At 40.3% G+C, this 22,452-nt stretch carries 25 protein-coding genes, 1 tRNA gene and 1 riboswitch; of the genes, 20 read left to right on the top strand and 6 right to left on the bottom strand.

The window, feature by feature from the left end; genetic code table 11:
• Positions 1-78 precede the first annotated feature (78 nt).
• Entirely contained in the window at positions 79-648 is a 570-nt protein-coding gene (locus tag SMSK564_RS06610; RefSeq protein ID WP_000681272.1) for a CYTH domain-containing protein, read from the bottom strand.
• A gap of 128 nt (positions 649-776) precedes the next feature.
• Between SMSK564_RS06610 and yjbM the strand changes: the two genes are divergently transcribed.
• Genes yjbM through pta form a run of 4 tightly spaced genes read left to right on the top strand, consistent with a single transcriptional unit; the run spans position 777 to position 4,161 of the window.
• Positions 777-1,448: a GTP diphosphokinase gene (gene yjbM / locus SMSK564_RS06605; RefSeq protein WP_000171691.1), complete on the top strand. Its 672-nt coding sequence runs from the start codon at positions 777-779 to the stop codon at positions 1,446-1,448.
• Positions 1,432-2,250: an NAD kinase gene (locus tag SMSK564_RS06600; RefSeq protein WP_000799049.1), complete on the top strand. Its 819-nt coding sequence runs from the start codon at positions 1,432-1,434 to the stop codon at positions 2,248-2,250. Before yjbM ends, SMSK564_RS06600 begins: the two co-directional genes overlap by 17 nt.
• Positions 2,247-3,143 (top strand): RluA family pseudouridine synthase, encoded by an 897-nt coding sequence (locus tag SMSK564_RS06595; protein ID WP_001209990.1) that lies wholly within the window; start codon positions 2,247-2,249, stop codon positions 3,141-3,143. Before SMSK564_RS06600 ends, SMSK564_RS06595 begins: the two co-directional genes overlap by 4 nt.
• Before the next feature lie 43 nt (positions 3,144-3,186).
• Positions 3,187-4,161 carry a phosphate acetyltransferase gene (gene pta, locus SMSK564_RS06590; RefSeq protein ID WP_000451587.1) on the top strand — a complete coding sequence of 325 codons (975 nt, stop codon included), beginning with the start codon at positions 3,187-3,189 and terminating at the stop codon, positions 4,159-4,161.
• Positions 4,162-4,301: 140 nt separating this feature from the next.
• Here the strand turns inward: pta and pepT are convergent, their stop codons facing one another.
• Entirely contained in the window at positions 4,302-5,525 is a 1,224-nt protein-coding gene (pepT, locus tag SMSK564_RS06585) for a peptidase T (RefSeq protein WP_000222019.1), read from the bottom strand.
• Between the two features lie 153 nt (positions 5,526-5,678).
• Here pepT and hemH point away from each other — a divergent pair, with 153 nt between their 5' ends.
• Positions 5,679-6,773: a ferrochelatase gene (hemH, locus tag SMSK564_RS06580; RefSeq protein WP_000709235.1), complete on the top strand. Its 1,095-nt coding sequence runs from the start codon at positions 5,679-5,681 to the stop codon at positions 6,771-6,773.
• A gap of 40 nt (positions 6,774-6,813) precedes the next feature.
• Here the strand turns inward: hemH and mscL are convergent, their stop codons facing one another.
• A complete protein-coding gene (gene mscL / locus SMSK564_RS06575) occupies positions 6,814-7,194 on the bottom strand; it encodes a large conductance mechanosensitive channel protein MscL (protein WP_000910217.1) in 381 nt (126 codons plus the stop codon).
• Positions 7,195-7,274: 80 nt separating this feature from the next.
• Positions 7,275-7,706, bottom strand: a complete 432-nt coding sequence (locus tag SMSK564_RS06570; protein WP_000702211.1) for a GtrA family protein — start codon at positions 7,704-7,706, stop codon at positions 7,275-7,277.
• Positions 7,707-7,734: 28 nt separating this feature from the next.
• A riboswitch (PreQ1 riboswitch) is annotated at positions 7,735-7,831 on the top strand.
• Here SMSK564_RS06570 and SMSK564_RS06565 point away from each other — a divergent pair.
• From SMSK564_RS06565 to dapA, 4 genes are all read left to right on the top strand, one after another.
• Positions 7,829-8,338 carry a QueT transporter family protein gene (locus SMSK564_RS06565; protein WP_000737068.1) on the top strand — a complete coding sequence of 170 codons (510 nt, stop codon included), beginning with the start codon at positions 7,829-7,831 and terminating at the stop codon, positions 8,336-8,338. (Overlaps the previous riboswitch by 3 nt.)
• A 99-nt stretch (positions 8,339-8,437) precedes the next feature.
• Positions 8,438-8,510 (top strand) — tRNA-Thr (locus SMSK564_RS0102235).
• Between the two features lie 421 nt (positions 8,511-8,931).
• Positions 8,932-10,008 (top strand): aspartate-semialdehyde dehydrogenase, encoded by a 1,077-nt coding sequence (locus SMSK564_RS06560; RefSeq protein WP_000542462.1) that lies wholly within the window; start codon positions 8,932-8,934, stop codon positions 10,006-10,008.
• A gap of 55 nt (positions 10,009-10,063) precedes the next feature.
• A complete protein-coding gene (dapA, locus tag SMSK564_RS06555; protein ID WP_000121608.1) occupies positions 10,064-10,999 on the top strand; it encodes a 4-hydroxy-tetrahydrodipicolinate synthase in 936 nt (311 codons plus the stop codon).
• Between the two features lie 45 nt (positions 11,000-11,044).
• Here dapA and mnmE read toward each other — a convergent pair whose 3' ends face one another.
• Together mnmE and SMSK564_RS06545 are read right to left on the bottom strand one after the other, a co-directional pair.
• On the bottom strand, positions 11,045-12,418 hold the full coding sequence (gene mnmE / locus SMSK564_RS06550; RefSeq protein ID WP_000632762.1) for a tRNA uridine-5-carboxymethylaminomethyl(34) synthesis GTPase MnmE: 1,374 nt from the start codon (positions 12,416-12,418) through the stop codon (positions 11,045-11,047).
• Between the two features lie 137 nt (positions 12,419-12,555).
• On the bottom strand, positions 12,556-12,738 hold the full coding sequence (locus SMSK564_RS06545; RefSeq protein ID WP_001117401.1) for a 4-oxalocrotonate tautomerase: 183 nt from the start codon (positions 12,736-12,738) through the stop codon (positions 12,556-12,558).
• A 122-nt stretch (positions 12,739-12,860) separates the two neighbouring features.
• On the opposite strand from SMSK564_RS06545, the gene SMSK564_RS06540 reads away from it, so the two are divergent.
• From SMSK564_RS06540 to SMSK564_RS06505, 11 genes are all read left to right on the top strand, one after another.
• Complete coding sequence (locus tag SMSK564_RS06540; protein WP_000068138.1) at positions 12,861-13,460, top strand: thymidine kinase; 600 nt, start codon at positions 12,861-12,863, stop codon at positions 13,458-13,460.
• A complete protein-coding gene (locus SMSK564_RS0102230) occupies positions 13,450-13,899 on the top strand; it encodes a GNAT family N-acetyltransferase (protein WP_000151328.1) in 450 nt (149 codons plus the stop codon). The genes SMSK564_RS06540 and SMSK564_RS0102230 overlap by 11 nt, the downstream gene beginning before the upstream one ends.
• A gap of 39 nt (positions 13,900-13,938) precedes the next feature.
• On the top strand, positions 13,939-15,018 hold the full coding sequence (gene prfA, locus SMSK564_RS06535) for a peptide chain release factor 1 (RefSeq protein WP_001028816.1): 1,080 nt from the start codon (positions 13,939-13,941) through the stop codon (positions 15,016-15,018).
• Positions 15,018-15,854: a peptide chain release factor N(5)-glutamine methyltransferase gene (prmC, locus tag SMSK564_RS0102225; RefSeq protein ID WP_000761879.1), complete on the top strand. Its 837-nt coding sequence runs from the start codon at positions 15,018-15,020 to the stop codon at positions 15,852-15,854. The genes prfA and prmC overlap by 1 nt, the downstream gene beginning before the upstream one ends.
• Positions 15,838-16,440 carry an L-threonylcarbamoyladenylate synthase gene (locus tag SMSK564_RS06530; RefSeq protein ID WP_000969267.1) on the top strand — a complete coding sequence of 201 codons (603 nt, stop codon included), beginning with the start codon at positions 15,838-15,840 and terminating at the stop codon, positions 16,438-16,440. Before prmC ends, SMSK564_RS06530 begins: the two co-directional genes overlap by 17 nt.
• A gap of 1 nt (position 16,441) precedes the next feature.
• Positions 16,442-16,873 carry a GNAT family N-acetyltransferase gene (locus SMSK564_RS06525; protein ID WP_000942967.1) on the top strand — a complete coding sequence of 144 codons (432 nt, stop codon included), beginning with the start codon at positions 16,442-16,444 and terminating at the stop codon, positions 16,871-16,873.
• Positions 16,874-16,933: 60 nt separating this feature from the next.
• Positions 16,934-18,190, top strand: a complete 1,257-nt coding sequence (gene glyA / locus SMSK564_RS06520) for a serine hydroxymethyltransferase (protein ID WP_000575490.1) — start codon at positions 16,934-16,936, stop codon at positions 18,188-18,190.
• A gap of 7 nt (positions 18,191-18,197) precedes the next feature.
• Positions 18,198-19,172: a nucleoid-associated protein gene (locus SMSK564_RS06515; RefSeq protein WP_000356103.1), complete on the top strand. Its 975-nt coding sequence runs from the start codon at positions 18,198-18,200 to the stop codon at positions 19,170-19,172.
• On the top strand, positions 19,172-19,786 hold the full coding sequence (gene pmp23 / locus SMSK564_RS0102220; RefSeq protein ID WP_000476389.1) for a cell wall hydrolase Pmp23: 615 nt from the start codon (positions 19,172-19,174) through the stop codon (positions 19,784-19,786). Before SMSK564_RS06515 ends, pmp23 begins: the two co-directional genes overlap by 1 nt.
• Positions 19,787-19,859: 73 nt before the next feature.
• Entirely contained in the window at positions 19,860-20,834 is a 975-nt protein-coding gene (locus SMSK564_RS06510; RefSeq protein ID WP_001227750.1) for a DUF1002 domain-containing protein, read from the top strand.
• Between the two features lie 215 nt (positions 20,835-21,049).
• Complete coding sequence (locus SMSK564_RS06505; RefSeq protein WP_001020327.1) at positions 21,050-22,441, top strand: APC family permease; 1,392 nt, start codon at positions 21,050-21,052, stop codon at positions 22,439-22,441.
• The last annotated feature ends 11 nt before the right edge of the window (positions 22,442-22,452 follow it).

The raw sequence follows: 22,452 nt of genomic DNA, 5'->3' as shown, positions 1-22,452 counted from the left end.
GTGATATTTGCCTTACATATATGAACTGGGATTCGTGTATTTTTATCTTTTCTATTTTACCAAAAAATGGAGATTATTTCAGCTATTTTTCATACTTTTGACAAATCGAACCAATTTTGAAGGGGCTTTTTGGTAGGAAATCTGATTTTTCTCTAAAAATTGTTGAAAATCTCGTTTCCCTTGCTCGTGATTTTCAACTTCAAGCTCTAATTCGTAATCTGTCATATCAAAGTACTGACTTTCATCCAGTGCCATGAGACCAATAGCTGTTTGCATTTCATAGCGAAGCGTTGTTAGACAACCAAGGATCTGCCATTCACTTGTTTTAATACCATGTTTAGCTAATTCATCAAGAACCAGCCCCTGAGGAAGTTCTTCCTTGATCAGATAGTTTTCAGCATCTTTTAGTTGCAATTTTTGGTTGTATTCCATGTTTCCAACACTTTGCGGGACTTTGAGTGTCAATTCTGCCCAGTCTTCAAAGGTTCGAATGCGCATAGCAACTTTCTTTTCTCGCAGCTCAAAATCAGGTGTGTCGATGTAGTAATTTTTTTGAAGAACAGGAGTGACACCTGTGAACTGGTCTTTTAGACGATCATACTCATCTTTTTTCAAGAGTGTTTTCAATTCAATTTCTAAATGTTTCATTTTTCTTACCTTTTCTTTATCGTTGAAAGCGGATTTATGGTATAATAAGCATTGTATTTATTGTATATGAATCTGGAGAAAAAATCAAAGATATTTTTGAAGGATAATATGAGAATAAGGGAGAATATATGACCTTAGAATGGGAAGAATTTCTAGATCCTTACATTCAAGCTGTTGGTGAGTTAAAAATTAAACTTCGTGGTATTCGGAAGCAATATCGTAAGCAAAATAAGCATTCTCCGATTGAGTTTGTGACAGGTCGGGTCAAGCCAATTGAGAGCATCAAAGAAAAAATGGTTCGTCGTGGCATTACTTATGCGACCTTGGAACACGATTTGCAGGATATTGCTGGTTTACGTGTGATGGTTCAGTTTGTAGATGACGTCCAAGAAGTTGTGGCTATTTTGCGTAAGCGTCAGGATATGCGTATCATACAGGAGCGAGATTACATTACTCATCGAAAGGCTTCAGGCTACCGTTCCTATCATGTGGTAGTAGAATATATGGTTGATACCATCAATGGAGCTAAGACTATTTTGGCAGAAATTCAAATTCGTACTTTGGCCATGAATTTCTGGGCAACGATAGAACATTCTCTCAACTACAAGTACCAAGGGGATTTCCCAGAGGAGATTAAGAAGCGACTGGAAATTACAGCTAGAATCGCCCATCAGTTGGATGAAGAAATGGGTAAAATTCGAGATGATATCCAAGAAGCCCAGGCACTTTTTGATCCTTTGAGTAGAAAATTAAATGACGGTGTAGGAAACAGTGACGATACAGATGAAGAATACAGGTAAACGAATTGACCTGATAGCCAATAGAAAACCGCAGAGTCAAAGGGTTTTGTATGAATTGCGAGATCGTTTGAAGAGAAATCAGTTTATACTCAATGATAGCAGTCCGGACATTGTCATTTCCATTGGTGGAGATGGCATGCTCTTGTCGGCCTTTCATAAGTACGAAGACCAACTTGATAAGGTACGCTTTATCGGTCTTCATACAGGACATCTGGGCTTTTATACCGATTATCGTGATTTTGAGTTGGATAAGTTAATGACCAATTTGCAGCTGGATACCGGAGCAAGGGTTTCTTACCCTGTTCTAAATGTGAAGGTTTTTCTTGGAAATGGAGAGGTCAAGATTTTTCGTGCCCTCAATGAAGCCAGCATCCGCAGGTCTGATCGAACCATGGTAGCGGATATTGTAATCAATGGTGTCCCCTTTGAACGTTTTCGAGGAGACGGGCTAACAGTTTCGACACCGACTGGTAGTACTGCCTATAACAAGTCTCTTGGTGGTGCTGTTTTACACCCTACCATTGAAGCTTTGCAATTAACGGAGATTGCCAGCCTTAATAATCGTGTCTATCGAACGCTGGGCTCTTCCATTATTGTGCCTAAGAAGGATAAGATTGAACTCATTCCAACAAGAAATGATTACCACACCATTTCGGTTGACAATAGTGTCTATTCTTTTCGTAGTATCGAGCGAATCGAGTATCAAATTGATCATCATAAGATTCACTTTGTCGCGACTCCTAGCCATACCAGTTTCTGGAACCGCGTTAAGGATGCCTTTATCGGCGAGGTGGACGAATGAGGTTTGAATTTATCGCAGATGAACATGTCAAGGTTAAGACCTTCTTAAAAAAGCACGAGGTTTCTAAGGGGCTGCTGGCTAAGATTAAGTTTCGAGGCGGAGCTATTCTGGTCAATGACCAACCGCAAAATGCAACCTATCTATTGGATATTGGGGACCGCGTTACTATTGATATTCCCGCTGAGGAAGGCTTTGAAACCTTGGAGGCCATTGAGCGTCCATTAGATATTCTCTATGAGGATGACCACTTTCTAGTCTTGAATAAACCCTATGGAGTTGCCTCTATTCCTAGTGTCAATCACTCTAATACCATTGCCAATTTTATCAAGGGTTACTATGTCAAGCAAAATTATGAAAATCAGCAGGTTCACATTGTGACCAGACTTGATAGAGACACTTCTGGCTTGATGCTCTTTGCCAAGCACGGCTATGCTCATGCACGATTAGACAAGCAGTTGCAGAAGAAGTCCATTGAAAAACGCTACTTTGCTTTGGTTAAAGGTGATGGACACTTGGAACCAGAAGGAGAAATTATTGCCCCGATTGCGCGTGATGAAGACTCTATTATCACCAGACGGGTGGCTAAAGGTGGAAAGTATGCCCATACTTCTTACAAGATTGTCGCTTCCTATGGAAATATTCACTTGGTCGATATTCGCCTGCACACTGGGCGAACCCACCAAATCCGAGTCCATTTTTCTCATATTGGTTTCCCTTTGTTGGGCGATGATTTGTACGGAGGTAGTCTGGATGACGGCATTCAACGTCAGGCCCTGCATTGCCATTTCCTATCTTTTTATCATCCATTTTTAAAGCAAGACTTGCAGTTAGAAAGTCCCTTGCCGGATGATTTCAGCAACCTTATTACCCAGTTATCAACCAATACTCTATAAAAACTGATTCAGAGTATAATTATTATCTTAAAGGAGAAAACTCATGGAAGTTTTTGAAAGTCTCAAAGCCAACCTAGTTGGTAAAAATGCTCGTATCGTTCTCCCTGAAGGGGAAGAGCCACGTATTCTTCAAGCGACTAAACGCTTGGTAAAAGAAACAGAAGTGATTCCTGTTTTGCTTGGAAATCCTGAAAAAATTAAAATTTATCTTGAAATTGAAGGGATCATGGATGGTTATGAAGTTATTGACCCTCAACATTATCCTCAATTTGAAGAAATGGTTGTTGCATTGGTGGAGCGTCGCAAGGGCAAAATGTCTGAAGAAGATGCACGCAAGGTTTTGGTTGAAGATGTCAACTATTTTGGTGTTATGTTGGTTTACTTGGGCTTGGTTGATGGAATGGTATCAGGTGCGATTCACTCAACAGCTTCAACAGTTCGCCCAGCCCTACAAATCATCAAAACTCGTCCAAACGTGACTCGTACTTCAGGAGCCTTCCTCATGGTTCGTGGCTCTGAACGTTACCTATTTGGAGACTGTGCTATCAATATCAATCCAGATGCGGAAGCCTTGGCTGAAATTGCCATCAACTCAGCAATCACAGCTAAGATGTTTGGTATCGAACCTAAAATTGCTATGCTAAGCTATTCTACTAAAGGTTCAGGATTTGGTGAGAGCGTCGATAAGGTTGTAGAAGCAACTAAAATTGCTCACGACTTGCGTCCTGACCTTGAAATTGATGGTGAGTTGCAATTTGATGCAGCCTTTGTTCCTGAAACTGCAGCTTTGAAAGCTCCTGGAAGTACGGTAGCTGGTCAAGCAAATGTCTTCATCTTCCCAGGTATCGAGGCAGGAAATATCGGATACAAGATGGCTGAACGTCTTGGTGGTTTTGCAGCTGTAGGACCTGTTTTGCAAGGTTTGAACAAACCAGTTAACGACCTTTCTCGTGGATGTAATGCAGATGATGTTTACAAGTTGACCCTTATCACAGCAGCTCAAGCAGTTCATCAATAAAGAGAAGTACTACTAAATAATTCGTATTTATAATCAAAAAACGCACAGTATCAGGAGCCGAAAACCTTGATACTATGCGTTTTATTGTGTGAAGATTTACTTCATTTTCTCTTAAAATTTAGTTTTTGTCCAGCCTATTTTTAGTATTTATAAGCTACGATACCAATGATGGTATCAACTGCACGTTCCATGGTCTGAAGGCTGACGTATTCAAAACGTCCGTGCATATTTTCTCCTCCCGCAAAGATATTAGGAGTTGGGATTCCCATAAAAGAAATTTTAGAGCCGTCTGTTCCACCACGGATTGGTTCGATTATAGGAGTGATCCCCAAATCTTCCATAACGGCTTTAGCAATGGTAATTGGAGTCATATCTTTTTCAATGACTTCTTTCATATTGTAGTACTGGTCTGTCAAGTTGAGAGTGACACGGTCGCTCCCAAGTTCTTGATTCATCTTATCAGCGATAGACTTCATAGTTGCTTTACGCGCTGCAAAGGCATCTTTTTCAAAATCGCGAATGATGTAGCTAGCACTTGCCTCCTCAACGCTACCTGTTACATCCATTAGATGATAGAAACCTTGGTAACCATCCGTTAACTCAGGTCTGTCCTTTTCTGGAAGTTGATTGTGAAAATCAATTGCTAGCTGAAGGGCGTTGACCATTTGCCCTTTGGCAGTACCAGGGTGGACATTACGGCCTTGGAAATGCAATTCAGCACCAGCTGCTGAGAAGGTCTCGTACTGAAGCTCACCTAATGGACCACCATCAACAGTGTAGGCAAAATCAACATCAAAATCTTCTGCATCAAATTTATTAGCACCAACACCGATTTCTTCATCTGGACCAAAACCAACACGAATCTCACAGTGTTTGATTTCAGGGTGGGCAGTCAGATATTCAATAGCAGTCATAATTTCAGCAATTCCTGACTTGTCATCAGCACCTAGCAAGGTTGTTCCGTCGGTTGTGATGAGCGTTTGTCCTGGATATTTTTCAAGACTCTTGAAGTCGGCTGGATCGAGTTTGAAACCAGAATTTCCAAGTTCAATCACACTACCATCGTAGTTTTCAATTACCTGTGGATTGACTCCTTCGGCATTAAAATCAGCAGTATCCATATGGGAGATGAAGCCAATTTTTCGTGTTAGAGCTGGATCGTTAGCTGGCAAGGTCCCAATTGCAAAACCATTTGGAAGGTAGTAGACGTTTTGAAGTCCAACACGTTTCATTTCAGGAATAAGAACATTTGTAGCAAAATCTACCTGACTCTGCGTACTTGGAGTAGTAGTAGAGTGTTCATCAGAGCGCGTGTTGACCTTAACGTAGGTTAAGAAGCGATCCAAGAGATTTGGATAAGTCATAAAAAACTCCTTTTGAATTCATTTTTTCCATTGTATCATAGAAAAGAGAGAAAAACAAAACACAGAAGTTCGGGAAATTCGCTATGTTGGCGTTTACTTATTAATGGATAAATGATAAAATAAACTTGATAAAAATATCACAAGGAAGCAATTATGAAAAAAGCAATTTTAATGATGACTTTCGGTTCGCCAGAAGAGATTACCTTTGAAGGTGTAGCTGATTTTTTCACAAATATTCGTCGTGGAGTGAGACCTCAAGATCACGAGATTCAAACACTCTATGATAATTATGTACTTATTGGAGGTACGCCTCTGCAAAGAATTACCCGTGAAGAAGTTGCCTTAGTAGAAGCTAGACTGGGGAATGAGTATAGTGTCTATTTTGCCAATAAGTTTTCCAGTCCCTTTATTCCAGATGTGATTGGTCAGATGGAAGCAGACGGCATTGAACAGTGTATTTGCTTGATTTTGGAGCCTCATTATTCTTTTTACTCTGTCATGGGTTATGAGAAATTTTTAGAAAGCAAGCAAATTCAATTTTTGGTCATTAAGGACTGGTATCAGGAAGAAGCGCTCTTAAACTATTGGGCAGATGAAATTGCTAAGATTTTAAAAGAAGAAGTAAAGCAGGATAGCTTTAAAGTCATCTTTTCAGCCCATAGTGTGCCTATTTTTGCTTTGGATTTTGGTGACCCATATATTGACCAAATTTTCGAAAATAGCAAGTTAGTTGCTGAAAAACTAGGTTTGAGTCCTGAGCAATATACTAACACTTGGCAGAGTGAAAGTGATATCGGTATTCCTTGGATTAAGCCAGATGTTTTGGAGTATCTCAGAGAACAGACAGAACATCCAGACCATTATATTTTTGTTCCTATCAGCTTCATTAGCGAGCATATTGAAGTCTTGTTTGATAATGATGTGGAATGTTATGACTTGTGTCAAGAATTGGGTGTGAACTACCATCGTCCACCAATGCCCAATACGGATTCTCGCTTGATTGATGCCTTGGTCAATACAGTCAGAGCTAATGAACATCAGGAGTTTAAGGAATTTCTCCCAGAAGAAGAAACCTTTGATGAGTTAGTTCCTTCAGACGAGACGAAAAACATTTTGGCTGAATCTCAAGATTTACAAATGCCAGAATTTGTGAAAAAATTGATTGAGAAAAAAGGTCGAGAAAATGTTAAGATGCCTTATCTTATCAAGAAAATGCTTGAGAAAGCAGGTAAGTTACCAAAAGAGTAAAGAAAAAGGATTTAGCTTTGCGCTAGATCCTTTTAATCGATTATTTTTTCTCAAGAAGGGCTTTGATTTCTTGAAGTACTTCCAACTCAGTTGGACCAGCTGGAGCTTCCTCAGCAGCTTCTTCTTTCTTAGTAAGGTTTTGAGCTTTTTCCATTGCTTTAATCACAAAGAAGAGAACAGTACCAACTACAAGGAAGTTGATAATAGCACTCAAGAATTTACCATAAGTAACACCATTCCATGCAAGCTCAGCGATATTTTGTACTTTCGCAGCTTTCAAAGCGGGATTCAATAGAAGTGGAGTGATGATATCGTTAACGAATGAAGTTACGATAGCACCAAAAGCAGAGGCAATAATCACACCGACAGCAAGGTCAACAACATTACCACGAAGCAAAAATGATTTAAGATCTTTTAACATTTTTATTTTACCTTTCAAAAATTTTTACTCTTCATTTTATATTAATCGAGAAGAACTTGCAAGCTATATGCTCAAAAATTTTATTTTTTAAAAATAAAAACCTTACTAAAAATATAATTAAGGATAATTATCAATAATTGTGCAAGAATTGTTTCGATTGCATTTACTTTATCAAGATTCCCGTTTACGAACTGACCAATAATATTAGGAAACTGGGTTACAAATAGAAAAGTAAGGAGCAAGTCTAACAGAAAAGTAGAAAGGCGGGCAAGAGAAAATTTCACTAAACGTCTTGGCCAATTCTGCCTAGCTTGCTTAAATACAATCGTATCATTTGTGATAAAGGCAAATAGGATACCAATAATATTTGCTAGGCCAGTAGCAAGAAGTTCCTGATGACTTAGTTGATAAATGACCAATCGCGAGAGAATCGAAACTAGAGTTGTTGCAAGGCCAAAAAAGAGATAGGCTAAGATTTCATTGTTAAAAAATTTTTGAATACGAATTTTCATGTTTTAAGTATAGCATAAAGCAGGCTATTGTGCTATACTAGTAAGGTTGAATAAAGCAACCCTTGGTGCTTAGCTTCTTTCACCAAGCATATTACACGCGGATAACCGCTAAAGGAGAAAAGATGAAAAAATTAACTATTCGTGATGTTGCAGATATTGCAATCGTTGCTGCTATTTATGTCGTTTTGACTGTCACACCGCCCCTAAATGCAATCAGCTATGGTGCTTATCAGTTCCGTATCTCAGAAATGATGAACTTTATGGCTTTTTACAATCCTAAGTACATCATCGGAGTTACTATCGGTTGTATGATTGCTAATTTCTTTAGCTTCGGACTACTAGATGTCTTTGTTGGTGGCGGATCAACCTTGGTATTCCTCAGTTTAGGTGTTTGGCTTTTTGCAAAATATAGCAAGGATTACTTCTTTAACGGATTGATTCGAAAAGATCATTTCTTCTTTTCAATCCTCTTTTCAATTTCCATGTTTACTATCGCTGCAGAGTTAAATATTGTAGCAGAATTACCATTTTTCCTTACTTGGTTCACAACAGGGATCGGTGAATTTGCCTCATTGATTATTGGAGCGATTATTATTGGTAAAATTAGTCGTCGAATCGATTTAAGCAAATAGAACAGGACAAGCTAGGTAGCCTTTACCTGGCTTTTTCTTATAGAAAATTTCTAAGGAAACTTGACAAGTTTTTCTGATTATAGTATACTTCTTAAGTAAGCTGATTTAGCTCAGTTGGCAGAGCGCATCCATGGTAAGGATGAGGTCGCCGGTTCAATCCCGGCAATTAGCATAAACTAGACAAAAAGCTCTTGATTTACAAGGCTTTTTGTTATGTCTGCCCCAAATGTTTCAAAAATATCTCTTAGCATGAAAGAGAAGAAATAACCTTGGTTTTCTTATGCACCTGTATAAATGAAGTTAAAGCGTTTTGGCTGTTGACAAAAGTGACTCTATCTAGTAGAATAATAGATGCGATGAGTCGATAGGTAGTCTTCGGACTACTATTGAGCATAAGGAGGTCATAACGCAGGAGCGGACCTTGATGAGTTGTGTGAACCTGCTCATCACATGAAGATGCCTCTTAGTCCCTAGTCTAGCGACTGGGGATTTTTATTTTCCAAAAAATGATGAAAAAGCTTTGCAATTCATGGAAAAAGTAGTATAATACATCTATTATAGAAATTTTTAGAAAATTCCGAAAGAGGTTATTTATGGGATATACAGTTGCTGTAGTCGGCGCGACAGGTGCTGTCGGAGCTCAGATGATAAAAATGTTGGAAGAATCAACACTTCCAATCGATAAAATCCGTTTACTTGCTTCTGCACGTTCAGCAGGCAAGACTTTGAAATTTAAAGATCAAGATATTACGATTGAAGAAACGACTGAAACAGCTTTTGAAGGAGTTGATATTGCTCTCTTTTCAGCAGGTGGTTCTACATCAGCTAAGTATGCACCATACGCAGTTAAAGCTGGAGCGGTAGTAGTAGACAATACATCTTACTTCCGTCAAAATCCAGATGTTCCTTTGGTTGTTCCAGAGGTCAATGCTCATGCACTTGATGCCCACAACGGGATCATTGCCTGCCCTAACTGTTCAACAATTCAAATGATGGTGGCGCTTGAACCTGTCCGTCAAAAATGGGGCTTGGACCGTATCATTGTTTCAACTTACCAAGCCGTTTCAGGTGCTGGTATGGGAGCGATTCTTGAAACACAACGTGAACTTCGTGAAGTCTTGAATGATGGAGTGAAACCGCGTGATTTGCATGCGGAAATCTTACCTTCAGGCGGTGACAAGAAACACTATCCTATCGCCTTCAATGCTCTTCCACAAATTGATGTCTTCACGGACAATGATTATACTTACGAAGAGATGAAGATGACTAAGGAAACTAAGAAAATCATGGAAGATGACAGTATTGCCGTTTCAGCAACATGTGTGCGTATTCCAGTCTTGTCAGCTCACTCTGAGTCTGTTTACATCGAAACAAAAGAAGTTGCTCCAATCGAAGAAGTCAAAGCAGCTATCGCAGCCTTCCCAGGTGCTGTTCTCGAAGATGATGTAGCTCATCAAATCTATCCGCAAGCCATCAATGCAGTGGGTTCGCGTGATACCTTTGTTGGTCGTATCCGTAAAGACCTGGATGCAGAAAAAGGAATTCACATGTGGGTCGTTTCAGACAACCTGCTCAAAGGTGCTGCTTGGAACTCAGTTCAGATTGCTGAAACTCTTCATGAACGTGGATTGGTTCGTCCAACAGCCGAATTGAAATTTGAATTAAAATAGTCATATCGTTTAGGAGTTCAGATGAACTCCTTCTTTGAAATAGAGAGGTGTTTTCATGTCTTATCAAGATTTAAAAGAGTGTAAAATCATCACAGCTTTTATTACCCCCTTCCATGAGGATGGTTCCATCAATTTTGATGCCATTCCAGCCTTGATTGAGCATTTGTTAGCGCATCATACAGACGGAATTCTTCTAGCTGGAACGACTGCTGAGAGTCCAACTTTGACCCACGATGAAGAGTTGGAGCTATTTGCGGCTGTACAAAAGATTGTCAATGGACGCGTTCCTTTGATTGCGGGTGTAGGTACCAATGATACGCGTGACTCTATTGAGTTTGTCAAAGAAGTAGCAGAATTTGGCGGTTTTGCGGCTGGTCTTGCTATTGTTCCTTACTACAACAAACCTTCTCAAGAAGGGATGTATCAGCACTTTAAGGCTATTGCAGATGCTTCTGACCTACCAATTATTATCTATAACATTCCAGGGCGTGTGGTTGTTGAATTGACTCCAGAAACTATGCTTCGTTTGGCTGACCATCCAAATATCATCGGTGTTAAAGAATGTACCAGCTTGGCCAATATGGCTTACTTGATTGAGCACAAACCAGAAGAGTTCTTGGTCTATACTGGTGAGGATGGAGATGCTTTCCATGCCATGAACCTTGGTGCGGACGGGGTTATTTCTGTTGCATCCCATACAAATGGGGATGAGATGCACGAGATGTTTACCGCCATTGCAGAAAGCGATATGAAGAAAGCAGCAGCTATTCAGCGTAAATTCATTCCTAAAGTCAATGCCCTCTTCTCTTATCCAAGTCCTGCTCCTGTTAAGGCAGTTCTGAACTATATGGGATTTGAAGCTGGTCCAACTCGTCTACCTCTTGTTCCAGCACCAGAAGAAGATGCCAAACGCATTATCAAAGTCGTCGTAGATGGCGACTACGAAGCAACCAAGGCAACTGTAACAGGGGTTTTAAGACCAGATTACTAATAAGACAATAAAATCCATGACCGCAAGAACGATCATGGATTTTTCTTATTTTCCTAAACAGAATTGGCTAAAGAGTTGGGTGATGAGTTCATCAGGAGCAGCATCCCCAGTGATTTCTCCGAGGATTTCCCAAGTACGAGTCAAGTCAACTTGAAGCAAGTCAACTGGCATACCTAGTTCCAGACCTTCATTAACAGCTTGTAGGCTTTCAACGGCCTTCTCAATCAAGGAAATGTGACGGGCGTTGGACAAGTAGGTTGCATCTTGCTCTACAAGACCTGCATTTTCAAAGAAGAGGTTGTTAATGCGCTCTTCAATCTTATCGATGTTTTGGTTTTTAAGAACTGAAATACGAATAACGTCTTCAGGAAGTTTTGAAGTTTCAATCGCTTCAGGCAGGTCAGTTTTGTTAAGAAGAATAATGCGATTAGTCTCCTGACTGATTTCTAGGAGTTGGCGGTCTTGGGCAGTTAGTGGTTCACTGGCATTTAGCACCAGTAGAACCAAGTCGGCTTCCTTGAGGGCTTTTTTCGAACGCTCGACACCGATTTGTTCCACGATGTCATCTGTTTCTCGAATACCTGCTGTATCAATCAGTTTGAGAGGAATACCATTGATGTTGACGTATTCTTCAATGACATCTCGAGTAGTACCAGCAATATCTGTAACGATAGCCTTGTCCTCACGCAAGAGGTTGTTGAGAAGGCTAGATTTTCCAACGTTGGGGCGTCCGATGATAGCTGTGGAAATTCCTTCACGAAGGATTTTACCGCGACGGGCTGTTCTAAGGAGATTTGTTAGCAATTGCTCAAACTCCATAGTCTTCTCACGGACAACAGCAGTAGTGGCTTCCTCAACATCGTCATACTCAGGATAATCAATATTAACCTCGACTTGGGCAAGTGTGTTAAGGATTTCTTGACGGGTATTATTGATAAGATCAGAAAGGGAACCATCAAGTTGTTTAACCGCAATCTTCATGGCCTTGTCTGTCTTGGCGCGGATGATATCCATCACCGCCTCGGCCTGTGTCAAATCTACACGACCGTTTAGAAAGGCACGTTTGGTAAATTCACCAGGTTCTGCCAATCGAGCTCCTTCACGGATAGCTAGCTGGAGAATCTCATTGGTCACCGCAATCCCACCGTGGGTGTTAATCTCGATAATATCCTCACGAGTGAATGTCTTTGGAGACTTCATAGCTCCAACCATAACCTCGTCCATGACTTTTCCTGTCTGAGGGTCAACGATGTGACCGTAGTTAAGGGTATGGCTAGCAACCTGATTCAAGTCTTTTCCTTCAAAAATCTTTTGCGCAATAGCAAAACTTTCTGTTCCGCTCAGGCGGACAATACCGATAGCTCCTTCGCCTAGTGGAGTAGATATAGCAGCGATGGTATCAAATTCACGTGTAATCATAATGTTTCCTTTAATAAATAGCTCTTTTCTTGGAAATTTTTCCAAGTCTCTTTTCAAATTGTAACAAATTTGAACTATTTCTTCAATGGATGCTACTTGGAGATTGAAAAAGCCTAAGCAATTCTGCTTAAGCTAGCTTATTTGGTGCGCATTTCCCCTTGAGGGAAGTAAGTTCCTTCTGGCATGTCGTTGATGATGACATGGACAGCAGATTGAGGTGCTCCAGTGTTACGGACAACAGCTTCCGTTACTTCCTTTGCCAGAGCTTTCTTTTGTTCGAGCGTGCGTCCTTCAAATAAATCGATGCGTACAAATGGCATAATAGCTTCCTCCGCTAGTTTTGATTTCTTCTATTTTACCACATTTTGCCGTTTAAAGCTTAAGAAAATTATGATATACTAGAATGTAGCAAAAATTTAGAAATGGACGTGAAGCAAGAAACATGGCACAGTTGTATTATCGTTATGGGACCATGAACTCTGGTAAGACGATTGAGATTCTCAAAGTGGCCTATAACTATGAGGAGCAAGGAAAAGGTGTTGTGATTATGACCTCGGCTCTGGATACGCGTGACGGTGTTGGCTATGTGTCGAGTCGAATCGGTATGAAACGCCCTGCTCTTGCAATTGAGGAGACGACGGATATCTTTGGCTATATCCGAGACCTAGCAGAAAAGCCTTACTGTGTGTTGGTTGATGAAGCCCAGTTTCTCAAGCGTCACCATGTTTACAATCTAGCCCGTGTTGTTGATGAGTTAGACATACCTGTCATGGCTTTTGGTTTGAAAAATGATTTTCGAAATGAACTATTCGAAGGTTCAAAATATCTCTTGCTTTTAGCAGATAAAATCGATGAGATTAAAACCATCTGTCAGTATTGTAAGAAAAAGGCAACTATGGTTTTGCGTACACAGGATGGACTGCCAGTCTATGATGGCGAGCAGATCCAGATTGGTGGAAATGAAACCTATATCTCGGTTTGCCGTAAACATTATTTTGCGCCAATGATAACCTCTAACAAGGAGCAAAACTATGACAATTGAACTAAGAGATGTTACAATGGAAAATTATTTTGATGTTTTGAATTTGGATGTCAAGGAATATCAAAAACAATTCATTGCAACCAACGCAATTAGTTTAGCTGAAGCATACGTCTACACTAAAAATGGAGATTTTGTAGCTCCATTGGCAGTTTATGATAATGATGCAATTATAGGTTTTGTGATGATAGCTTATGATAAAAAGATCGGAATTAGTAGTGGAAATTATTTACTATTTCGTTTTATGATTGATAAGAATTTTCAAAATCAAGGATATTTTAAACCAATTATGGATAAAGTACTAGACTATGTTCGGACAGCGCCAGCAGGTTTAAGCAATAAACTTTGGTTGTCTTATGAACCAGAAAATGAACATGCAAGATCTTGTTACCTCAGTTATGGATTTAAAGAAACTGGGGAAATATCCGAGAACGAAGTATAAGCAATCTATGATTTAACAATTGAGAAATAAGGAGAAAAAATGAACATCTATGATCAACTACAAGCAGTAGAAGACCGTTATGAAGAATTAGGAGAATTGCTCAGTGACCCTGATGTGGTGTCTGACACCAAGCGTTTCATGGAACTTTCGAAAGAAGAGGCTTCTACCCGTGACACGGTTACAGCCTACCGTGAGTACAAACAAGTCCTTCAAAACATCGTTGACGCCGAAGAGATGATTAAGGAATCAGGCGGAGATGCTGACTTGGAAGAAATGGCCAAGCAAGAGCTCAAAGATGCCAAGGTTGAAAAAGAAGAATACGAAGAAAAACTGAAAATCTTGCTCCTTCCAAAGGATCCAAATGATGACAAGAATATTATCCTTGAAATCCGTGGCGCTGCTGGTGGAGACGAAGCAGCACTTTTTGCGGGTGACCTTCTAACCATGTACCAAAAGTATGCGGAAGCCCAAGGCTGGCGCTTTGAAGTTATGGAAGCCTCTATAAACGGTGTCGGTGGTTTCAAAGAAGTGGTTGCTATGGTTTCTGGTCAGTCTGTATACTCTAAACTCAAGTACGAATCAGGTGCTCACCGTGTGCAACGTGTCCCTGTGACAGAAAGCCAAGGCCGTGTTCATACTTCGACAGCGACAGTTCTTGTTATGCCAGAAGTAGAAGAGGTTGAATACGACATTGATCCAAAAGACCTTCGTGTCGACATCTATCATGCCTCTGGTGCTGGTGGACAGAACGTCAATAAGGTTGCGACTGCCGTTCGTATCGTTCACTTGCCAACCAATATCAAGGTTGAGATGCAGGAAGAACGTACCCAGCAGAAAAACCGTGAGAAAGCCATGAAAATCATTCGTGCGCGTGTTGCTGACCACTTTGCTCAGATTGCACAAGACGAACAAGACGCTGAGCGTAAGTCAACGATTGGTACTGGGGACCGCTCAGAACGAATCCGTACTTATAATTTCCCACAAAACCGTGTCACGGACCACCGTATCGGCTTGACTCTCCAAAAACTAGATACCATTTTGTCTGGTAAATTGGACGAAGTTGTGGATGCCTTGGTGCTATATGACCAAACACAAAAATTAGAAGAATTAAACAAATAATGAAATTAGCTCAATTATTTTCAGATTTTGAAGAAGAATTGATAAGACAAGGAGAGGAAGCTGAAAGCCTCTCTTTTGTCTATCGTAGCCTGAAAAATCTCTCTTTTACTGACTTTGTCTTTGTTCTTCAGAAGGAAGTGACGGAAGAGGAAGAAGTATTTGTAAAAGAAATTTTCCAACAGTTAGTAGCTCATAAACCGGCACAATACATCATTGGACAGGTAGATTTTTATGGAATGCAATTAACAGTTGATGAGCGAGTATTGATTCCTCGACCAGAGACAGGGGAATTGGTGGAGCTTATCCTAGCTGAAAATCCTGAGACGAATCTTTCAGTTCTGGATATTGGAACAGGTAGTGGAGCTATTGCTCTCGCTCTAGCAAAAAACAGACCAGATTGGTCAGTGACAGCAGCAGATATTTCCCAAGATGCTTTAGATTTAGCTAACGAAAATGCTAAAAATCAAAATCTTCAAATATTTTTAAAAAAATCTGACTGTTTTACAGAAATTTCTGAAAAATATGATATAATTGTTTCCAATCCACCCTATATCTCTCGTAAAGATGCGTCAGAGGTCGGCTTGAATGTCTTGCATTCGGAGCCTCATCTAGCTCTCTTTGCAGACGAGGATGGCCTAGCTATTTACCGTAGAATTGCGGAAGATGCAAAAGACTATCTCAAAGATGGTGGTAAGATTTACCTTGAAATTGGATACAAGCAAGGTCAAAGTGTTCCTGAACTTTTTAGGAAACATCTTCCTGAACAGCGAGTTCGAACACTCAAGGATCAATTTGGTCAAGATAGGATGGTCGTGGTTGATGATGGACAGGATTAAACAAGAGTTGGAAAATGGTGGAGCTGTCGTTCTGCCTACAGAGACTGTTTACGGTCTCTTTGCCAAGGCTTTAGACGAAAAAGCAGTTGACCATGTTTACCAACTCAAACGTCGTCCTAGAGACAAGGCACTCAATCTCAATATCGATTCTCTCGAGGACATCTTGCACTTTTCAAAGAATCAGCCAACTTATCTACAAAAACTTGTCGAGACCTTTTTACCAGGTCCCTTGACCATTATTCTCGAAGCCAATGACCGAGTTCCCTATTGGGTCAATTCTGGTCTTGCAACTGTTGGATTTCGGATGCCCAGTCACCCTATCACACTGGATTTAATTCGAGTGACAGGACCCCTGATTGGACCGTCTGCCAACATTTCAGGTCAGTCAAGTGGTGTAACCTTTGAACAAATTCTGAAGGATTTTGACCAAGATGTTCTGGGTTTGGAAGACGATGCTTTTCTAACTGGACAGGATTCAACTATTTTGGATTTGTCTGGAGACAAGGTGAAAATCTTACGCCAAGGGGCCATTAAGCGAGAAGATATTCTTGCTCAGTTGCCAGAGATTTCTTTTGAGGAGGAATGAGATGCTAAGAGATTTAAGAGAAACTGATGTGAAAGCCATTTGTGAAATTAACCGAGAGGCTTTGGGCTATTCTTTTAGTTCAGAGGAAACGGCTAGCCAACTAGCTAAACTGTCTCAGGATTCCCATCATTTCCTACTTGGCTATGAGAATGAAGCTAGTCATGCCTTGCTTGGATATGTCCACGCTGAAGTTTACGAATCACTCTATTCCAAAGCAGGATTTAATATCTTAGCCTTAGCAGTTTCACCTCAAGCGCAAGGTCAAGGTATTGGTAAAAGTTTACTACAAGGGTTGGAAGAAGAAGCCAAAAGACGTGGTTATGGGTTTATCCGTTTAAACTCTGCCGATCATCGTCTGGGAGCTCATGCATTTTATGAAAAAGTTGGTTATACTTGTGATAAAGTGCAGAAACGGTTTATTCGCATCTTTTAGTTTATTTTCTTATTGTAAAATCAAACTAATGGACTAGTCACACAATAAAGGAGAAGACCTATGATTTTTGATAAAGATGATTTTAAAGCATACGATGCTGATCTCTGGAATGCTATTGCCAAAGAAGAAGAACGCCAACAAAATAATATCGAGTTGATTGCTTCGGAAAACGTAGTTTCCAAGGCTGTTATGGCAGCTCAAGGGTCTATCTTGACGAATAAATACGCCGAAGGCTACCCAGGCCGCCGTTATTATGGTGGAACGGATGTGGTAGACGTGGTAGAGACTCTTGCTATTGAACGCGCAAAAGAAATTTTCGGTGCTAAATTTGCCAATGTACAACCTCACTCAGGAAGCCAAGCCAACTGTGCGGCTTACATGGCCTTGATTGAGCCAGGTGATACCGTTATGGGGATGGATTTAGCAGCAGGTGGACACTTGACCCACGGAGCTCCTGTCAGCTTTTCTGGTCAAACCTACAACTTTGTTTCTTATAGTGTGGATCCTGAAACAGAATTCTTGGACTTTGATGCTATCTTGAAACAAGCCCAAGAAGTAAAACCAAAACTGATTGTAGCAGGTGCTTCAGCCTATTCTCAAATTATCGACTTTTCAAAATTCCGTGAAATTGCAGATGCTGTTGGCGCTAAGCTCATGGTAGATATGGCTCATATCGCTGGTTTGGTTGCAGCTGGTCTTCACCCAAGCCCAGTGCCATACGCTCACATCACGACAACAACGACTCACAAAACGCTTCGTGGACCTCGTGGTGGTTTAATTTTGACTAATGATGAAGACTTAGCTAAGAAAATCAACTCAGCTATTTTCCCAGGTATTCAGGGCGGCCCTTTGGAGCATGTTGTGGCAGCTAAAGCTGTTTCTTTCAAAGAAGTATTAGATCCAGCCTTCAAGGAATATGCTGCTAATGTTATCAAGAACAGCAAGGCTATGGCAGCTGTCTTCTTGCAAGACACTGATTTCCGTATCATTTCTGGCGGGACTGAAAATCACCTCTTCCTAGTGGATGTGACTAAAGTTGTAGAAAACGGAAAAGTTGCCCAAAACTTGCTGGATGAAGTCAATATTACCCTAAATAAAAACTCAATCCCTTACGAAACCTTGTCACCATTCAAGACAAGTGGTATTCGTATCGGAGCAGCAGCCATTACTGCACGTGGATTTGGTGAAGAAGAAAGTCGCAAAGTGGCTGAGCTCATCATTAAAACCCTTAAGAATGCAGAAAATGAAGCTGTCTTAGAAGAAGTGAGAAGTGCAGTCAAAGAATTGACAGATGCCTTCCCACTATACGAGGACTAAAACTTTTATGGATATTTATATTAAGAAAGCTATTATCCATCAGTTTAGCCCGGATGATACCGAGCTGTTTCTAGCGGATAAATTTCTCAATATTACTCCAAAAATCGAAGAATACCTACGTAAAAAAATTGAACGTGTGTATTCAGATGAAGCCAAGACTGGGATTTTCGAAGAAGAAAATCCCTTCTTCAATCACATCACTGACGATTTGTTGGAGACATCAGTAACACTGGCTAATCTCTGGAAAGAGGAGTTTAGCATTTCTGAAAATCTCAAGACCAATGACTTGATTTTTGTGCAATTTTCTAAAGAAGGTGTGGAACATTTCGCTTTCTTGAGAATTGCCCTGCGTGAGACCTTGACTCACCTCGGAGGAGAAGTTGATAATCCAATCAAGCTGACTCAGAATAACCTGCCTGGATTTGGAACAGGGGCTGATGAGGCCTTGGTAGTCAATCTTCAGAGCCGCAAGTACCATCTGATTGAAAAACGAATCAAGTACAACGGGACTTTTTTGAACTATTTTTCAGAAAATCTCCTTGCCGTCGCCCCTAAGATTTCTCCTAAGAAATCCATCAAGGAACTAGAAAAAACGGCACAGAGAATTGCTGAAACCTTTAACACAGATGATTTTCAATTTCAATCCAAGGTCAAATCAGCTATTTTCAACAACCTAGAAGAAAGCAATGAATTATCGCCTGAGAAATTGGCTAACGACCTTTTTGATAACAACCTGACGGCTCGTTTGAGCTTTATTGATCAAGTCAAGGAAGCTGTACCAGAACCAGTTCAGTTCGATGAAATCGATGCCAGTCGCCAATTAAAGAAATTTGAAAACCAAAAACTTTCCTTGTCAAATGGAATTGAGCTCATCGTTCCCAATAACGTCTATCAAGACGCTGAGTCTGTTGAATTTATCCAAAATGACAATGGAACCTACTCTATCTTAATCAAAAATATCGAGGATATCCAAAGTAAATAATGTTTAAACGAATTCGAAGAGTGCTTGTACTAGCAGTCTTCCTTTTTGCTGGCTATAAAACTTACCGCGTTCACCAAGATGTCAAGCAAGTCATGACCTATCAACCCATGGTACGAGAAATCTTGAGTGAAAAAGATACCCCAGCAAACGAAGAGCTTGTGCTCGCTATGATTTATACCGAAACCAAAGGAAAAGAAGGCGATGTTATGCAGTCTAGTGAGTCTGCCAGTGGTTCAACCAATACCATCAATGATAATGCCTCTAGCATTCGGCAAGGCGTTCAAACTCTGACAGACAATCTCTATCTGGCCCAGAAGAAGGGTGTTGATGTCTGGACTGCTGTTCAATCCTATAATTTTGGACCTGCCTATATCGATTTTATCGCCCAAAATGGCAAGGAAAATACCCTAGCTCTGGCCAAACAGTACTCTCGTGAGACTGTTGCTCCCTTGCTTGGCAATACCACTGGAAAGACTTATAGTTATATTCACCCTATTTCCATTTTTCATGGAGCCGAACTCTATGTAAATGGAGGAAACTATTATTATTCTAGACAGGTGCAACTCAACCTTTACATCATCAAATGTTTCACTCTCTTTTCGACATCTGGCTAGTTCAGGTGTTTTTGTTATAAGTTTTCTTTAAGATAGATATATTACTCTAGAAAGGTAAAGGAGGGAATTCCCTATGAGAAAGAAACTCTTTCTGACCAGTGCTGCGGTCTTGTGGGCAGTAACAGCTATGAATAGCGCCCATGCAGCAACAGATGTGCAAAAAGTCATCGATGAAACCTATGTTCAACCTGAATATGTCCTAGGTTCATCATTGTCTGAAGACCAAAAAAATCAAACTCTAAAAAAACTAGGCTACAATGCCTCAACAGATACTAAAGAACTCAAGACTATGACGCCTGATGTCTATTCTAAGATTATGAATGTTGCCAATGACTCTAGCTTACAATTGTATTCATCAGCCAAGATTCAAAAGCTAGGTGACAAGTCGCCACTTGAGGTCAAGATTGAAACACCAGAAAACATCACTAAGGTGACGCAGGATATGTACCGAAATGCGGCCGTAACTTTAGGTGTGGAACACGCCAAAATCACTGTAGCAGCACCTATTCCCGTTACAGGAGAAAGTGCTTTAGCAGGGATTTACTATTCGCTGGAAGCTAATGGAGCCAAGGTGCCACAAGCCAACAAAGATTTGGCTCAAGAAGAGCTAAAGGCTTTGTCAGATATCAATGCTGAAAACAAGGACAAGTCAGGCTATGATGCTAATAAATTAAACGTTGCCTTAGCCGATATCAAGTCAGGACTCGCCAAAGCGAAGGAAAGCAAGGGAAATCTGACAGAGGAAGATGTCCGTAAAATTGTTGAAGATACCTTGAAAAATTACAAACTTGATCAGGTTATAACAGGAAACCAGATCAATATCATCATCAATTTTGCTTTAAATCTCTCAAAAAGTGATATCCTCAGCAATGCAGACTTCACTAAAACCTTGAATGACCTTAAACAAAGCATTGTTTCACAAGCTGGTGACAGTTTTAAAAATATCAACCTTAACTTTGATGCTGATAAGGCGATAGAGGACGGCGGGAACTTTTTAAGCTCCCTCTGGCAAGCCATTGTCAACTTCTTCAAGAGTTTTGGTTCTTAATACTCTTCGAAAATCAAATTCAAACCACGTCAACGTCGCCTTGCCGTACTCAAGTACAGCCTGTGGCTAGTTTCCTAGTTTGCTCTTTGATTTTCATTGAGTATAAGCTATTACAAAAAGGTAGTCAGATTTTTTCAGAAAAATGTTTTATAAATATTCACAAATCTCCTATATTTATGGTAAAATAGAATCATCATTTTATTTTGGAGTCAAAGATGAATATATTTAGAACAAAAAATGTTAGTTTAGATAAAACGGAGATGCATAGGCATTTGAAGTTATGGGATTTGATTTTGCTGGGTATTGGAGCCATGGTAGGGACAGGTGTCTTTACAATCACAGGTACTGCAGCTGCAACGCTTGCTGGTCCAGCCCTAGTGATTTCAATCGTCATTTCTGCCTTGTGTGTAGGATTATCAGCCCTCTTTTTTGCAGAATTTGCTTCACGAGTACCTGCTACAGGTGGTGCCTACAGTTATCTCTATGCTATTTTAGGAGAATTCCCAGCCTGGTTGGCTGGTTGGTTAACCATGATGGAGTTCATGACAGCCATATCTGGTGTGGCTTCGGGTTGGGCAGCTTATTTTAAAGGCTTGCTTTCTCAATATGGGATAGCCCTTCCTCAGGCTTTAAATGGTACCTTTAATCCTCAAGCAGGAACATTTGTTGATTTATTGCCTATTCTTGTCTTGGTCTTGGTGACCTCACTTGTTTTACTCAATGCTAAAGCAGCCTTACGCTTTAATTCTATTCTAGTTATTTTGAAATTTTCCGCTTTAGCTCTCTTTGTTTTAGTAGGAATTTGGAATATTAAGCTTGATAATTGGAGCAATTTTGCTCCTTATGGTTTTGGACAAATCTATGGTGCTAGTACTGGTATTATGGCTGGTGCGTCCTTGATGTTCTTCGGTTTTTTGGGATTTGAATCCATTTCTATGGCCGTAGATGAAGTTAAGACTCCTCAAAAAAATATTCCTAGAGGGATTGTCTTATCGCTTTCTATCGTAACCATTCTTTATGCCTTGGTGACGCTTGTCTTGACTGGTGTGGTCCATTATAGCCATCTAAATGTCGACGATGCCGTTGCCTTTGCTCTTCGTAGCGTTGGGATTAGTTGGGCAGCCAACTATGTGTCATTAGTGGCTATCTTGACCTTGATTACAGTTTGTATTTCGATGACCTATGCCCTATCACGTATGATTTACAGTTTAGCGCGTGACGGATTGATGCCTGCCGCCTTTAAAGAACTAACGAAGACTAGCAAGGTACCAAAGAATGCTACTATCTTGACAGGTCTAGCTTCAGCAGTAGCTGCAGGAATGTTCCCACTAGCCAGTATCGCAGCCTTCTTAAACATTTGTACCTTGGCATACTTGATTATGCTTGCTTACGGCTTGATTCGCTTACGGAGAGAAAAGGGGATGCCCAAAGCTGGAGAATTTAAAACACCATTGGTACCCTTATTACCAATTTTATCAATCATCATTTGTTTATCCTTTATGTTGCAGTATAATATGGAAACTTGGATTGCTTTCCTAGTTGCGTTGTTAGTAGGAAGTATTATTTACTTCACTTATGGCTATAAGCATTCTACCATAGAAGAATAATACTCTTCGAA

It is taken from the genome of Streptococcus mitis SK564, assembly GCF_000148525.1.
Lineage (GTDB): Bacteria > Bacillota > Bacilli > Lactobacillales > Streptococcaceae > Streptococcus > Streptococcus mitis_H.
Note: the sequence above shows the minus strand (reverse complement) of the source record. Positions and strands in the feature narration are given on the sequence as shown.